The 15838-nt window shown below is 58.1% G+C and carries 9 protein-coding genes; 4 read left to right on the top strand and 5 right to left on the bottom strand.

All coding sequences use genetic code 11. The features are described 5' to 3' along the window. The 4 genes from ABF824_RS12260 to ABF824_RS12275 all read left to right on the top strand — a co-directional run. On the top strand, positions 1-1187 hold a 1187-nt coding region (locus tag ABF824_RS12260), incomplete at its 5' end, for a baseplate J/gp47 family protein (RefSeq protein WP_415489312.1). Positions 1188-1198: 11 nt separating this feature from the next. Next, a complete protein-coding gene (locus ABF824_RS12265; protein ID WP_415489313.1) occupies positions 1199-1774 on the top strand; it encodes a hypothetical protein in 576 nt (191 codons plus the stop codon). A gap of 393 nt (positions 1775-2167) precedes the next feature. Beyond that, positions 2168-10003: a Hint domain-containing protein gene (locus ABF824_RS12270; protein WP_415489314.1), complete on the top strand. Its 7836-nt coding sequence runs from the start codon at positions 2168-2170 to the stop codon at positions 10001-10003. Positions 10004-10206: 203 nt separating this feature from the next. After that, the gene (locus ABF824_RS12275; RefSeq protein WP_415489315.1) at positions 10207-10437 is read left to right on the top strand and encodes a hypothetical protein; all 231 of its coding nucleotides are present in this window, start codon (positions 10207-10209) and stop codon (positions 10435-10437) included. A gap of 361 nt (positions 10438-10798) precedes the next feature. Here ABF824_RS12275 and ABF824_RS12280 read toward each other — a convergent pair whose 3' ends face one another. The 5 genes from ABF824_RS12280 to ABF824_RS12300 form a co-directional block, all read right to left on the bottom strand. After that, on the bottom strand, positions 10799-11017 hold the full coding sequence (locus ABF824_RS12280; RefSeq protein WP_415489316.1) for a hypothetical protein: 219 nt from the start codon (positions 11015-11017) through the stop codon (positions 10799-10801). Positions 11018-11079: 62 nt separating this feature from the next. Beyond that, positions 11080-12303 carry a phosphoglycerate kinase gene (locus ABF824_RS12285; RefSeq protein ID WP_415489317.1) on the bottom strand — a complete coding sequence of 408 codons (1224 nt, stop codon included), beginning with the start codon at positions 12301-12303 and terminating at the stop codon, positions 11080-11082. A gap of 113 nt (positions 12304-12416) precedes the next feature. Next, positions 12417-13439 (bottom strand): type I glyceraldehyde-3-phosphate dehydrogenase, encoded by a 1023-nt coding sequence (gene gap, locus ABF824_RS12290; protein WP_415489318.1) that lies wholly within the window; start codon positions 13437-13439, stop codon positions 12417-12419. A gap of 28 nt (positions 13440-13467) precedes the next feature. Beyond that, the gene (locus ABF824_RS12295; RefSeq protein WP_415489319.1) at positions 13468-15462 is read right to left on the bottom strand and encodes a transketolase-like TK C-terminal-containing protein; all 1995 of its coding nucleotides are present in this window, start codon (positions 15460-15462) and stop codon (positions 13468-13470) included. Between the two features lie 104 nt (positions 15463-15566). Continuing rightward, a partial coding sequence (locus ABF824_RS12300) for a hypothetical protein (protein WP_415489320.1) occupies positions 15567-15838 on the bottom strand: 272 nt, incomplete at its 5' end.

Here is a 15838-nt window from a genome sequence, read left to right on the forward strand (position 1 = left end):
TTCTGATTCCGATACGAATCAGTCCGTTCTTGTGGAATTATAATATGAATCTTTCTCTACAAAATTTTTCGACGCTTGTTTCAAATTCATGTGCTGTTGCGCAAAGTTCTTGCTCTTCGTTAGTGAGTTTCGCTGCTGGATCAGTAACGCGCGCTCTATTTGAAGCGAATGCGACGGTCGCATTGTGGATTCAGTACCTTATACTTCAGGTTCTTTCTGTTACCCGGCTCTCGACCTCTTTTGGAGATGATGTGGATAGCTGGATCGAGCAGTTTGGCATGACAAGGTTGGGTGCATCTGCTGCGACTACAACAGAAACATTCATAAGTCTTTCCCCGGATTCATCTTCTGCAATCGTTCCTGTGGGAGCTATTGTGAAGTCATCTGATGGAAGTATTCTGTTTTCAGTCGTTAAGGATTCCTCCAATGCCAACTGGTCTGAGTCATCTCAAGGGTATGTGAGACAAAAGGGCGTGGCCTCTATCACGTGTCCGGTAGTGTGCACCGTAGCGGGTTCTGTTGGAAATGTTATGTCAGGTGTTCTGAATATTTTAGGCACACAGATTTCCGGAATTGATACATGTACAAATATTTCTTCTGTCAGTAACGGGTATGATGAAGAAAGCGATGCTTCCGTCAAGTCGCGTGTCAATCTATGGTTTTCTTCGCTTTCCTCGGCAACCCTGACATCGATCGAATATGCCATTTCCAGTGTCTCATCCAGTATTGTCTATCAGATCGTAGAAAACAGGGATGTTGATAATTCCTACCGTTCCGGGTTTTTCTATGTTGCCATTGATGATGGTTCCGGTGATATTTCGGCGGATCTTCTGGGTAAGGTTAAGGATTCTATTGAAAATAGCCGTGCCTGCGGTGTTGAATTCTCTGTCATGCGGGCATCTGTTATTTATGTAAGTGTAGTTGTTCCTGTCGTTGTCAAAGAAGGTGTGGATGTGACGCCTATCGAGGCTGATATCAAGAATAGCGTATCGGATTATGTGAATGGTCTCGCTGTGGGTGCACTTTGCAGTTATACGAAAATATCCAGTGTTGCCTTGGAATCTGTCGAAGGTGATGTAACTTCCATGGGGGTAGTTACTGTCAACCAGTCCTCTCTGGATGTGGGTGGAAGTGTCGGTACTGTTGTTCGTGTCGGCAGTATTGACGTGTCTGTTACATACGGCTGATCAGGATTGACATGGCTACCGGTGATTTAAGTGATATTTCAAGTCGTATTCGATCGGCTCTTCCACAATTCTGGTTTCCTTCAGAGGCAGATAACAACACGCCCGTTCTCGATGCCATTCTGGCAGGTTTGGCGTGGCCGTGGGCTATGATGTATATGCTGCTGACCTATACACAGCAGCAGACACGTATTGATACCAGTACTGGGAATTTTATTGATATTATTTCTTCTGATTACTTTGGCGATACACTGCCTCGTTTAGTGGGTGAAGATGATGCTTCTTATATAGCACGCATCAAGAAGAACTTTTTTACGAAGAGAAATACGCGCCCTGCATTTGACGCGGAAATTTCCGATGCAACGGGCATTGTGCGTGTGCGTGAACCCTGGCGGTCCAATGATTGCGGAGCCTACGGGACGGCTGCATATGATAATGCAAATGCCTGTTATGGCTCCCGGACCGCACCGGGATGTGTCTTTGTTGAGGTGGCAGAGAATGCCGATCTCCAGACAGTCTCTCAAACGCTCCTTGCAATAAAATCCGAAGGTGTAGACGTTTTTATTGTTGAGCCTCTGTCTTCTTCATGAAGAGATGACATGTCTCGGTAGATTGACCAGATGTGAGCATTAAAAGAGAAAAATGTGAGGTGGAGAGAAGTTTCCAATATTTTCTTTTCTCCTTCTATATGGCGCGTGAACCTCGCCTTTCGACCGCAACAAATCCGTCATTGAAACGTCACTTGCTGATCCGGTGCGCTCAAAAGTAGTTAACAAAAAGTTTCTATTAGGTGGGCGTTCTGGGCCGACATGTGTCGGTGCAGGCGAGGGTTGTCGTCTGGAAAATACAGTGTTCTGAGTGTGTTGTGGTCAGCGGTTTCAAGGGAGGAGGCTGAAAGATCCTCTTAACTCAGGAAACCTGCGTCTACAAAACGATGATGCTGTTGCTCTGGGCGAGACTGGTTGCGCGGAGTGGTAAAGTTCATGACGTCTTCAATACTTTCGTCATCTGAGAGTGCAGTCTCCGTAGCTTCAGGGGATACCCTGACGGTTGAAGCGGGTGGGGTCCTTGAAGGTGGTATCGTCAAGGCGGGAGGAACACTTCTCGTTTCTGCATCTGGGGACGCTGAGGGCGTTGTCATCTCTTCCGGCGGTACCGTAAAGATTTACTCCGGTGGTTCCATTGAGAGCGCTCAGGCAACCGATGGGGGCAAACTGACAGTTTATGCTGGCGGCACAACCAGCGAAAGCGTAGGCGCGCTTGTCCTGAGTTCAGGCGGCGTTTCCATATCGGCGACAACCACAGCAGGCACCACCATTTACGTTTACAAGGGAGCCATTGCTTCCGATACGGTCATTCAGGGTACATCCGGCATCGTTCGCGTCTCGTCGGGTGGCGAGGCTCTCGATACCACTGTGAAAAGCGGTTCCTATCTCTGGGTTTCTTCCGGAGGATACGTCAGTGGCGTGGATGTGATCACAAGCGGTGGTTACGTCGGAATCAGTGCTGGCGGCACTGCTTCAAATGTCACGATCAACGGCGGATCGGGCCGTATTTCCGGTTACGGCGAGGATTACAGCCTCACCAACAGTGCCTATCTGTGGATTTCTTCTGGCGGTGTGCTGTCGAACGCGGTTTTTGATAGCGGCGCTTATGCCATGATGAGCAATGGCGCTATCATCCGCGAAGCAACGGTGCTCGATGGTGCGACGCTGTACGTGTCGGCAGGGGCAGCGACCAGCAACGTCACGGTCAGCGCGGGTGGCACGCAGCAGGTAGCTGGCAGCACATTCGGTGCGGTGCTGGCATCCGGTGGAATCGATGTTCTGACCAGCGGTGCACAGGGCAGCGGAGACACCATTGAATCCGGTGGGCTGGAAATTGTCAGCGCAGGCGCCAGTGTATCGGGCGAGATCGTCTCATCGGGTGGCGAACTGGTTCTCGTGGCTGGCGCGGAAGCGAGCGGGCTGGTTTCTGCAGGTGGCGAGATCATCTGGGCAGGCGCCATCCTTGAATCGGCTGGCGCTTTTGTCAGTGCTGTCTCACTGGATGATGGCGCGAGCGACAGCCTGTCCGTGGCAAGCAATACGTCGCTTGATGTGTTTTCCGGCATGGTTCTGACCTCCGCACAGGATGCAGGCGTTATCACGCTCGAAGCAGGCGCCGAAGCCAATGGCACAGTCGTGTCTTCGGGTGCGGAACTGGATGTGCATGGGGTGACGTCCGCGACGGTCGTGCAGTCTGGTGGCGTTGAGTTTGTCGAGCAGGATGGTGTTTCCGTTGACGGGACAGTCCAGACGGGTGGCGTGGAAAGCGTTATCGGTCAGGTCAGCGGGCTTGTCGTGGAATCGGGCGCGTCCCTGAATGTCAGCGCGGGCGGTGTGGCGGAAGGAAATACCCTCTCTGCCGGTGCTGTCGAGATGATCTGGTCCGGTGGTTCCGCCCATAACGAGACACTGGAATCTGGCGCAACGCTGGTGGTCATGTCTGGCGCATCAACCTCCGACATGACACTGGAGGAAGGCGCCAAAATCATTTCGGCCACGGTTGTCGCTACATCCAACGGCGGCGTGATTGATGCCGCGGCGAGCGTTCTGTCCCGTGCCTACATCGGCAGCGGTGGTGAACTGACTGTTTATGCCAGCGGCGACGCACAGGACATCACGCTCGACGACAATGCGAGTGCGACCGTCCTGTCGGGTGGTGTGGTCACGAATATTCAGGGTGGCACTCTAACCATTATGTCCGGTGGTCTGTGGACTGGTGGTTCGGAAATGACGGGCTACAGCCACGTATCATCCGGTGGCGAGGTCAGTGGCGTTGCGATCGGCAGTTCCGCGGCCCTGCGTATCTGGGATGGCGGACTGGGTGAAGATCTGACCGTGCTGGACGGGGGCAATATCTGGGAGCATACCGGTGGTGTCCTCTCCAATATCGTGCTCGAAGATAACGGCTATCTCGGGGTCAGCGCGGGCGCTTCCGCGTTCAACGTGGCCATTCACGGTGGGTCCGGACGCATTTCCGGTTACGGTTCGAATTACGATGTCGATAGTGGCGGTTACGTCATTATCTCCGCCGGTGGCGTTCTTGATGGCGGATCGTTCTCCGGTTCCGCCTCGGCCAACATGAGCAGCGGCGGCACGATCCTGAACGTGTCCGTCTCGGATGGTGCGGTGCTCAATGTTGTCACCGGTGCCGTCACATCGGGCGTTCACGTTGAATCTGGTGGTATTCAGAAGATCAACGGCACAACAGTCAGCGGTGTTGTTGAGAGCGGCGGTATCAACATTCTCTCTGCCGGAGCCCATGCTTCAGGCGATGTGATCGAAACGGGCGGTATCGAAGTCGTGTCGTCCGGCGCATCCGTCACCGGCGAAATTCTCTCTTCGGGTGGAACATTGCTGGTTCTGGAAGGAGCCGAAGTCAGCGGCACCGTTTCGGCTGGCGGCAATGTGGTGTCCGCGGGTGTGTTCCTGACCTCTGGCGTCATTGTGACATCGGCGGCAGCGGGCACGATGTCTGGCGTGACACTGGACACGGTTGCGGAAAGCGCCGTGGTCATGACCGGCGGTGAACTCGACGGTGCGACCCTTGTTTCCGGCGGCAATCTTTCCATCCAGTCCGGTGGTGTTGCCAGCAGCACGCAGGATGGGAGCTTAGTGACGGTTTCTGCTGGCGGCACAGCCAGCGGCACGGTTGTTGAAGGCTACTATGCTACGCAGGATGTATTCGGGTCCGCTTCGGACACCGTCATTGGCAGCGGCGGCACGGAAATCATCGAGACCGGCGCGGCTGTTTCCGGCAGTGTGGTTCAATCTGGCGGCACAGAAAAAGTGTCCGGAACAGCGGCCGGTGTTGTCACGTCCGCGGGAGGAATTACGGAAATCCTCGCTGGTGGCAGCGGGCAGGGTGATACGGTTGCTTCTGGTGGGTTTGAAATCGTCGCTTCGGGCGCAACCGTTTCTGGAGAGACGGTCGAAGACGGAGGCACGCTGATCCTGCAGGATGGCGCATCTGTCAGCGATATTACGTTTGCCGATGGCGGTCAGATTGTCAGCGCTGGCGTGATGATCCTGTCTGATGATCGGGTGGTTTCCGCAGTCGCCAACATCGCATCCGGTCTTGATCTTGAGGACTATAGTGAGACTGCCGAGGTAATGGCCGGGGGGGCTCTCACAAGCTCCACAATCGGCGCGGGCGCGACGCTGTTTGTTTCATCCGGTGCGGTCGCTCTGGCAAACGTTGTCGCGGGGGACGAGGAAGTTCTGTCTGGCGCGGTAGCGGCGGCAACCCTGGTCAGTGGTTATGATGCAGTTGAAGTCGTGCGGGATGGCGGCGCTGCTTCGGCCACGCAGATTGTGGCGGACGGTTCACAGATCGTCTCCTCGGGCGGCGCTGCGCTGGACGCGGTCGTCGGCGCTGACGGCACCCAGATAGTCTACGGCGCAGCCAGTGGCACCGACATTCAGTCCGGTGGATCAGCGCAGGTTTATGGCGTGATGACCGGCAGTGTCGTGGAGGATGGAGGCATCCTTGACGTGCTGACGTCCGGTGTCGCCGTGGGCAACACGCTTGCATCAGGTGCTATGGAAATCGTGAGTTCCGGTGCCGTTGCCTCGGGCGAGACAGTGGCCTCGGGTGCGACGCTGGTTGTTCTGGATGGCGGCAGTGCGGAAGACATCGTCAATGACGGTGGCACGGTTGTAACGTCCGGTATGGTCATCTGGTCCGGCACCACGATTGTTTCCGCTGTGTCGGGACTTGCTTCGGGCGTGGTGCTCGACAGTGCGCATACTTCGGCGACGCTCCAGTCCGGAGGCGAGGCCAAGGGCACGCTCGTGAAGACCGATAGCATCTTCACTGTGGCCTCTGGCGCAGCGGCGGTTTCTGACGTCGTGCTGGGGTTGGAGGACGTGGCGTCCGGTGGTGTGACAGAACTCACATTGCTGCTGAACGGGTCACAGACAGTCGAAGGCATCGCCAGCGCTACGGTCGTCGGGCTGGGTGGTCAGCAGATCGTCGAGACGGGCGGTGAAGCTGACGGAACCGTGGTGATCGCGGGCGGTCAGGTTGCGGTTTCCGGCATTCTCAGCGCTGCACATGAAAAAACAGGCGGTGTGGTCACAGTCGCATCCGGCGGTGTGGCGATTGGCGATATCATTTCATCGGGTGGTATCGAGATCGTCAGCGCGGGTGGTTCCGCATCTGAGGAAACGGTCGAGAGTGGCGGCACGCTGATTGTCCTGAATGGCGCGAGCGTTTCCGGAACGGTTGATTCGGGTGGCGCGGTTGTCTCCTCGGGAGAAGTATTCTTCAACAGCGCAGGTCTGCCGGTTTCCGCCACGAACGCACCGCTCAGCGGGGCGGTGTTGGAAGGTGAAGGTTCCTCCGCTCTGGTCCTCTCCGGCGGCGGCCTGGTGTCCGCAACGGTGGGTTCGGACACAACACTGGAAGTGGCCAGCGGCGGGATCGTGGCAGGCACGGTGGTGTCGGGCACCCTGACACTGGATAATGGCGCAGGTGCAAGCGCTACGGCCCTGCTGGACGGCGGCATGGAGACTATCGGATCGAGCGCCATGGATGCGTTCGCCGTCATCGGGGAAGATGGTTTCCAGAACGTGGTCGAAGGCGGTGTGGCGGTCAGCGCCCATGTTCTGTCGGATGGCACGCAGTCGGTTTACGGGACCGCAACTGGCACAGTCATCGAGGGTGGTAGCCAGTACGTCTATGGCACGGCTGACAGCACGGTGATCGGGGAAGGCGGAAAGCAGTATATCGCCGCCGGTTCCATGAGCGCGACGGTTGCTGCGGCGAATGCCGGTCTGACGGCTGGTGGCGGTGGCGGCGCCGGTGATGCTGGCTATGCAACCAATGTCGATATCCAGTCGGGTGGCTTGCAGATCGTCGGGGGAGCGACATCCGGTGTGGTTGTGGAAGCTGGAGGCAGCCAGACCGTCGGATCGATGGGCGGTGCGGTCAGCGAGACAATCTCCGGAAGCGTCACGGTTTCTTCCGGCGGTTACGTTCAGGATGTGACGCTGGCATCCGGCGGCCTGCTGACGCTGGCAAATGGCGCGTCGGCGGATGATGTGCGGTTGCTCTCGGGTGGCATGATCGACCTGTCCGATCTGGTGTTCGGTTCGGATGTAAGCGTTTCGCTCACCGATGGTTCTCAGCTGACGGTAGCGGGCGCTGATAGCACCGTTTCCATCGATCTCGATGGCGCCTACGATGTGTCGCAGTTCGCTCTCTCCGCAGACGCGGCAGGTGCTACGCTGCTGACCATCGCTCAGGATGGCACGCCCTGTTATGGCCGTGGCACACTCATCCGCACGGACCGTGGTGAGGTGCCGGTGGAGCAGCTTTCCATCGGTGACCGCGTGATGACGGCGGAAAATGGCGCATGTTCCATCCGCTGGATCGGACGGCGTGCGTATTCCGGCCAGTTCGCGCATGGAAATCGCGATGTTCTGCCAGTGATTTTCCGGAAAGGATCTCTCGGAAACAATCTCCCACATAGTGACCTGTCGGTATCTCCGCTGCATGCGATGATGCTGGACGGTCTGCTGGTTCCGGCTGTCACGCTGGTCAATGGTGTGTCCGTTCTTCAGGCAGAGCGGATGGACGAGGTGGCGTATTTCCATATTGAACTGGATAGCCACGACATCATCTTTGCCAATGGCGCACCGTCTGAAACCTTTGTCGATGACAACTCACGCGGCATGTTCCACAACGCGGCTGAATATGCCGCGTTGTATCCAGAGGCCGCTTCCGCTCCGGCAGTTTATTGTGCGCCGCGTGTGGAACAGGGCGCTGAACTGGAAGCCATCCGTACACGTCTGGCAACGATTGCCGGTGTAGCACAGCCGCTTTTCTCTGAAGGTGCTCTGCGCGGGTATCTGGATGCGGTGAGCCGCACTGAAATAACAGGCTGGGCGCAGACGGAAGGCAGTGCCAAACCTGTCCAACTCCAGATCCTTGATCGTGGTGTCGTTCTGGGAACCGTCACGCCTGATGCGATGCGTTCAGATCTCGGTGCGCAGGTTGGTTTCACCTTTGTCATTCCGGGTGGTCTGTCTCCCTTTGAACGGCATGTCATTGAGGCAAGACGGGCCAGCGATCACGCTCGTCTTGGCAATAGCCCATGGGTGCTGGATCAGACCATGTCCGCGCCTTCGCTTCTCAAGCATGTAGCTCCAGCGACCGACAGTGTTCTGGAAGGCTATGTCGATATCGTGACGCGTGAGCGGATTGGTGGCTGGGCCTGGACGCCGGAGGCTCCGGAGCAGCCGGTTGCGTTGCAGATCCTTGATAATGGTCAGTTGATTGCCGTGACGGTGGCCAATGGTCATCGCCCGGATGTGGCGGTGACCGGGCGCGGCCTGCGGTGTGGCTTTGATGTGCTGCTGCCCGAAGGTCTGTCACCTTTCACGCGCCACGTGATCGAAGTGCGGCGGGAGAACGATGGCGTTCTACTGGGTGCACCCGTAGTGATCGAAGCCGTCACAGTTCTTGATGAGGAAGCGGAAAAAGCCGTCAGCCGCCTGCTTGTTTCAGCATCCGAGGCGGAAGACGAGGAGCGTGTCCTGTCTTTCCTGCTGGGACAGGTCGATCGTCTGACCCGCCAACGTGCGGAACGGGCTGGGGGAACGTCCACGAAGCAGGCTCTTCATGCCAGACGCAGGCTTGGTCATGAGATTTCCGAAGAAGTCACACGCCCCCGTGCGCTGGTGATTGATGGGCTGCGTCCGGATGCGCATCGCGATGCAGGATCATGTGCCCTGTTGTCGCACATGCAGGGGCTTGTCGCTCTGGGCTACGACGTTTCCTTCGTGGCGGCAGACGAAATGAGCCGTAAGGAATGTCTGACGGATGCGCCTGACATCACCGTGCTGGCAGCGCCGTTCTATGCCAGCGTGGAAGATGTTCTGCGCAAACATGGAGATCAGTTCGCGATCGTTTACCTTCACCGGGAAGAGATCGCGAGCCGTTACATCCCGTTGACCCGACGGTTCCAGCGGCAGGCGAATGTGATCTTCAGCATGGCGGACCTTCATTTTCTTCGCATGGCCCGGCAGGCAGTCGTGTTGCAGTCACCTGAACTGGCGGCAAAAGCACGGATGATGAAGCAGGCTGAGTATGCGGCTATTCGGCAGGCGGATGCAGTGCTGGTTCATTCTCCGGAGGAAGCTGAAATGCTGCGTCGGGAGATGCCGGGAGCTTCTGTGCATGTTGTGCCATGGGGGGTGAAGGGATCAGTCGCTCCCACTCCTTTGTCGGAACGGAAAGACGTTGTTTTCCTCGGCAATTATTCGCATGCGCCGAATGTGGATGCGGTACGTTGGCTGGTGGAAGAAATCGTGCCGCGTGTCAGGGCGGCTGATCCTGCGATCCGGTTTGTGCTGGCTGGTTCGAACATGACGCAAGCTGTGAAGGAACTTGTGTGTGAGGGTGTCTCTGTGGTGGGCCACGTTCCGGATCTGGATGCATTGTTTGGGGCTGCCCGTCTCAGCGTTGCACCGCTTCGGTTCGGGGCTGGCATCAAGGGAAAGGTGCTGGAAAGTTTGGTGCGCGGCGTGCCATGCGTCATGACTTCTGTTGCGGCGGAAGGACTGGAACTGGACGAAACGCTATCCGGTCTGGTGGCCGATAGCGCGGATGATTTCGCAAGGCTCGTTGTGAACGCCTACAATGCTTCTGAAATCTTGAGCCCGGCATGTCGCCAGTTGATGGAACGATATGACGTCTCCTGTGTGAATGCGGCGTTGCAGATTGTTCTGGAAAGCTTTGGCGGATTACCCATGTCCCGCGCTGGCTGACGGGCAGAGATTAAGACAGCAAAAGGACCTGCCAATCGTATGATGAAGTAGGGTGATTAAGGGAAAGGCCGCAATACATTAAGTATTGCGGCCTTTCTGCTATGTAGTGGTGTTATAAAATTATGTGTGCTTGAAGCAGACGGTAGTTTTCTCACTTTTTATGCAGATTGTCTTATAGTGGACATTGCATGAAGGAGAATGTGATGAAACAGCATAAAGTCATGCTCGGTGGCCGAATTCTTTATCAGGCAGCACAACTCACCCACGCAGAAGCTTTTGCAGCCGCGCGGCGTGCCGAAGGCGTGGACTGCTACGTGCTCCCTGATACGACGAAGAAGAAGCGGGAAGCACGCATCAACCCACTGACAGGCAAACCCAGACGCTCTGGAAAAGCCTCTCCAGCGGCGACAGTGCAGGACACAATTAAAGGCTGAAAGATTGATGGTGTCCGCGGCGGGATTCGAACCCACGGCCCCAGGATTCATACCACTTCGACTTTCGCCGCCGCAATGTTTCCACTGCGTTCGTGGTCTGGACTGTCCCTTCACCATAGATCCTTGCGGATCAACAGGTGCTGCCCGTCCAGTCTCTACACCTTCCCGGCAGAACCGGGCTTGGCTCGGGATCGGCACAGCCAGTAAGGCCAAGCGTTCCCCGACTTTGAGCAGATCCACCATGCAGTTTCCCATCATGGCGCCCAATTGATTTAGGAATCCTGTGCTCTATCCTGCTGAGCTACGCGGACACACGCTTTCCCTTTAACCGAGCCGCCAGCCGATCACAAGCAGGGAAAGTTCAGATGAAAAAATCAAGATAATAGCCACGCCGTCTGAAAACTGGCATGGGGCCGTCCAGTGACAGATCAGGAGAGAGACGCGACACTCCTGACGCGTCAGTGCCGTCCACTTCCGTCAGCTCTATGGGCGTCTGGGACCCAGAGTTCCGTCTTGTGCGGGATGTCGTGCTTCGGTCGACCGCTCGGGACAGGACGGAAACGAGTTCAGTGGACATCATGATGCAAAAACCAGAAAGCGGAACATAGGCGTCAGGCTACCCTGACGCCTATGAACAGATTCTTAAAGCGGCGCGACTTCCTTGCCCGCTTCACCGAGCATCACTACGCCCGGCAGAATCTTGCCTTCCAGCCATTCCAGAAACGCGCCGCCAGCCGTCGAGACATAGCTCATCTCATGCAGAACACCTGCATGACGGAGCGCCGAAACGGTATCGCCCCCACCAGCAACGGTTTTCAGCTTGCCGGCTTCGGTCAGCTTCGCCGCAGCCTGCGCGACAGCATTGGTGCCTTCATCGAAAGGAGGCAGTTCAAACACGCCCAGCGGGCCGTTCCATACCAGCGTTTTCAGACTGGAGAGCTTTTCGATCAGAAGCGCCGTGGTCTTGGGACCGATATCCAGCGCCATCCAGTCAGCAGGGATTGCCGTGACATCCACCGTCTGTGTGGGAGCGCCCGCCATGAAGTCCTCGGCCACAACCACATCGACGGGCAGAACCAGATCACAGTTGCGTGCTTTCGCCTTGGCCATGATCTCGCGGGCCGTGTCAAGCATGTCCTCTTCTTTCAGGGACTTGCCGACCGAATAGCCCTTCGCCGCAAGGAAGGTGTTGGCCATCGCTCCACCGACCGCCAGCATATCCACCTTCTCGATCAGGTTGTTGAGAAGATCGAGCTTGGTTGAAACCTTCGCTCCACCGACAATCGCACCGACCGGACGGGCCGGGTTCTCCAGCGCGGTTTCAAGCGCGTTCAGTTCGATCTCCATCAGGCGACCGGCGAAGGAGGGTAGGTGATGCGCCACGCCTTCCGTGGAAGCATGAGCGCGGTGCGCGGCGGAGAAAGCGTCGTTGACATAAACATCGGCCAGTCCGGCAAGGCTCTTCGCCATTTCCGGATCGTTCTTTTCTTCACCCGGATAGAAACGGGTGTTTTCCAGAACGATAACGTCGCCGTCCTGCATGGCGGCAGCCGCATCCTGTGCGATCTTGCCCTGACAGTCGGGAACGAATGTCACCTTCTTGCCCAGCACTTTCGCCAGTGCTTCGGAAATCGGAGCGAGGGAGAGTTCGGGGACAGGCTTGCCCTTGGGGCGGTCGAAGTGGCTGACGACAATCACACGGCCGCCCTTGTCGGACAGTTCCTTGATGGTCGGAGCCAGTCGCTCGATGCGGGTGAGGTCGGAAATCGCGCCATCGCGAACCGGCACGTTGAGATCCGCACGAAGGAGGATTTTCTTGCCGCGCGGGTCAAGCGTGTCGAGCGTGTTGAAGGAGAGGTTAGCCATCGCTGTATCCTTTCCAGTCGCCCGTGTCGGTAACACCCGTTCGGGCAGTTACCGTCCGGGAACCATGATCTGGGGTGGCGGTCACGCCAGAACGGGTGACCGCCCGAAAAGTCTCAGAGTGCGCCGAAGACCGCTGCCGTATCGGACATGCGGTTCGAGAAGCCCCATTCGTTGTCATACCATGCGCAGATACGGACGAGCTGACCGCCATCGACAAGCGAGGTCTGCGTGGCGTCGAAGGTGGAGGAAGCTAGGGCATGGTTGAAGTCGCTGCTGACCAGCGGCGCGGTGTTGTAAGCCAGCACGCCCTTCAGCGGACCGGACTCGGACGCCTTCTTCACCGCTTCATTGACGGCTTCGACGGATGCCGGAATGTTTTTCGGCACGAAGTCGAGGGACACCAGCGAGACGTTTGCCGTCGGGACGCGGATGGCAGTGCCGTCCAGCTTGCCCTTCAGGTGCGGCAGAACCAGACCGACAGCGCGGGCGGCACCCGTGGAGGTCGGGATCATGTTCAGACCGGCAGCACGGGCACGGCGCAGATCCTTGTGCAGTGTGTCCACCGTGCGCTGATCACCCGTGTAGGAGTGGATCGTCACCATATAGCCGCGCACGATGCCGAACGCGTCGTCCAGAACCTTGGCAACGGGCGCGAGGCAGTTCGTCGTGCAGGAGGCGTTGGAGATGACCGTCATGTCAGAGGTCAGGATGGCCTGATTCACGCCATAAACGATGGTCGCATCCACGGCGTCGCCCGGAGCGGAAATGATGACCTTGCGCGCACCGGCGGCGAGCAGCGGGGAGGCCTTTTCCTTGGAGGTGAACAGGCCTGTGCACTCCATGGCGACGTCGACGCCCTGAAGCGGCACCTTGGACGGGTCACGCTCGCAGGACACGGTGATCGGGTCCCATGTGCGACCGTTCGCGGAGATGATCAGCTTGTTGCCGTCAACCTTCACGTCAGCCGGGAAACGACCATGCACACTGTCGTAAGCCAGAAGGTGGGCATTGGCCTCGACACTGCCGAGATCGTTGATGACCACCGGAACCACGTCCGTGCGACCGCTCTCGATGATGCCGCGCAGGACAAGGCGACCGATGCGACCGAACCCGTTGATCGCGATTTTGACTGCCATCTGCTCTGTCTCCGTATTCTTTTTCTTTTTATCGCCCCGTTGAAGGGCGTTGGTTGGACTTTACGATGGGGGACGGGCGCAGTCGCGTGTCCCCGCCGCGTTTCTGGGTTGCCGTCTGAGCGCGAACGGGCTGCTTGCGTGTCATGGCCAGCAGGTCATGCACACGGTTGCAGACAGCTTCGGGCGTAACGTCTGCGTTCTGGTACAGCGGGTTGAACCCGGACGCCATACTGAATTCTTCACTTCCGATGAAAATTCCCGTGTCGCCAAGCCAGCGCTCCCAGCCAAACCCCGATGCCGCCTCGATGGCAACCCGGGGACGTGTTCCCAGAACGGCCTGACGATACTCCGCGTCTTGCCGTTCGAACAGCTCCCAGCAGGGCAATGATACGACAGCAGCTTTGGTGCCCAGCTCCAGAAGCAGTTTCTGTGCCAGCAGCGCGATGCGGACCTCCGGCCCTGAGGCGATCAGCGTGACATCCCGCTGATCCTGTCCACCTGCGGCTTCGGCAAGAACATAGCCACCATATTCCGGTTTGCGGCCTTTGTGTCCGTGTATTGCCGCAGAGGGTGCGACAACAGACCCAGCGGACAATTCCCGGCCCAGCACCAGAACGGCAGGGCCATGACGCCATGCGAAAGCCGATAGCCATGCTGATGCAACTTCCTCCGCATCCGCCGGACGGAACAGCGCAAGGTTGGGCATGGCGCGGAGGCTGGCGAGTTGCTCCACCTGTCGCCAAGGTGGAGTCGCGACAGCGTGCGGGTCGTCTTCCACCAGCACGAACAGAAGGCGCCGTCGCGACAAAGCTGCGAAGCGGAGGGCAGGTCGCATCCGGTCTGCGGATGACAGATCGGCAATGCCGCAGGACAGAATGCCACCATGCAGAGCGAGACCGTTCATTAGGCCCACCATGGCAGGCTCACGGGGGCCGCAGGCAAGAACGTCATCCCGTTCGCGGGAGGGGGTGTTTTCTTCGTTCAGACGGGCCGAATGGCCATGTCCGGCTGAAAGGGAAATGAATTCGGGCAACAGGGCAGCCAGAATGTCTCGCCCGGCCAGTCCGGCCTCGACGAGAGAAAGCGAGGAGCCAGTGGCACTGACATCCCGCATGAAATCGTCCTCCAGACGCTGCGGCGAACGGCCTTCGAGTGTGCGTTCGAACTCCGCCCGCAGAGGGTGTCGCGCCAGCCGACGCAGCCAGCCCCGTCTGGCCGCGTCCTGTCTGCGTTTAGGTGCCTCTCGCCAGCTCTGCATTGTGAAACCGGAGTCGAGATGAGTGGGGGGTGCGCTGTTTGACTGCGTGCACAGGATCAGCCCCGGACGACGCAGGCGCTGTGCCGCATTCAGCGTGGCTTCAAGCGCCAGCGGATCAGCGCCATCCACCCGCCGGATGGACCAGCCGGAGGCCTCGATCCGGTCCAGCGCGAGAGCAAGATCGGTTTTTTCCTCGGGTCGGCGTGTGGTGTCGGGAACAATGACAGTCAGACGATCAAGGCGCAGGCGTGCAGCCAGAGCCGCCGCTTCCAGCGCCACGCCGGTATCGAGATCCCCTGCCGCGGCCAGCAACCACACGCGATGATCGACGAGGGATCGGCCAAAGCGGCGCGTGAGGACTTTTTCGGCCAGAGCCATTCCCGCCGCAGCAGCAATGGCCTGACCGGGCAATCCACCTGCGAGACCGAACAGTTCCTGCGCCATGTCAGGTGTTGTGGATCGACCACCTTTGGCGCTGGTAAACGATGAACCGGAAAGGGAGAGAAGCGCGTTCCGTAGGGGGAGCAGGCGTGTCGATGAGACGAAAAACCGGTCCCGGTCCGGCCAGAGTGGCGCGGCCGTATCGAAGCGGAGAACGGAGCGCCATAATACGGTGGCTACCAGCCAGAAGGGCTCGGGAATCGCATCTTCAGAAAAGGACGATAGACCGGTCTTCGCGGCATGTTCGCGCACGGCCTGCGCAAAACCATACGCAGCCAGCGCCTCTGCCGATATCCGGGCAGGATGCTGCGGGTCATCCGGCATGTCCGTTCCTTCCCCAATGCGTTACCTGCTTCTGATCATCCAGAAAAACGGATTTATAAAGGCCGTCAGACGTTTATTGCAGTGGGATCAGGCCTCAAGGCATTTCACTCGGCGCAGGGCAGCGCTATGGACATGGCTTGCCCGTCCCGCAACTTCCTGCCACCGTCTGCGCCATGCCGTCTCACTCCGCACCAGATCAGAAGTCTCCCCAGAGGATCGTCGCCCGACGATCCCGTAAATTTTCGCAGGATTCCGCCACCCGGCGCCATCTCCTTCAGGGAGGGCTTGCTGGCGTGGCGCTCGTGCTGTCGGGGTGTGACCTGCTGGACCAGCGGACCTTCAACCCACGCGCCTCCCGGCCACCGAAGGTCTATAT

Origin of the sequence: Acetobacter sp. (genome assembly GCF_047721705.1) — a bacterium.
In the GTDB taxonomy this organism is placed as follows: Bacteria; Pseudomonadota; Alphaproteobacteria; order Acetobacterales; family Acetobacteraceae; genus Acetobacter.

What these genes read in the sequence shown, in the direction of transcription:
- ABF824_RS12265 (WP_415489313.1), top strand. Translation starts at nt 1,199, where the DNA reads ATGGCTACCGGTGATTTAAGTGATATTTCAAGTCGTATTCGATCGGCT.
- gap (WP_415489318.1), bottom strand. Translation starts at nt 13,439, where the DNA reads ATGGCAGTCAAAATCGCGATCAACGGGTTCGGTCGCATCGGTCGCCTT.
- ABF824_RS12285 (WP_415489317.1), bottom strand. Translation starts at nt 12,303, where the DNA reads ATGGCTAACCTCTCCTTCAACACGCTCGACACGCTTGACCCGCGCGGC.
- ABF824_RS12280 (WP_415489316.1), bottom strand. Translation starts at nt 11,017, where the DNA reads ATGATGTCCACTGAACTCGTTTCCGTCCTGTCCCGAGCGGTCGACCGA.
- ABF824_RS12295 (WP_415489319.1), bottom strand. Translation starts at nt 15,462, where the DNA reads ATGCCGGATGACCCGCAGCATCCTGCCCGGATATCGGCAGAGGCGCTG.
- ABF824_RS12275 (WP_415489315.1), top strand. Translation starts at nt 10,207, where the DNA reads ATGAAACAGCATAAAGTCATGCTCGGTGGCCGAATTCTTTATCAGGCA.
- ABF824_RS12270 (WP_415489314.1), top strand. Translation starts at nt 2,168, where the DNA reads ATGACGTCTTCAATACTTTCGTCATCTGAGAGTGCAGTCTCCGTAGCT.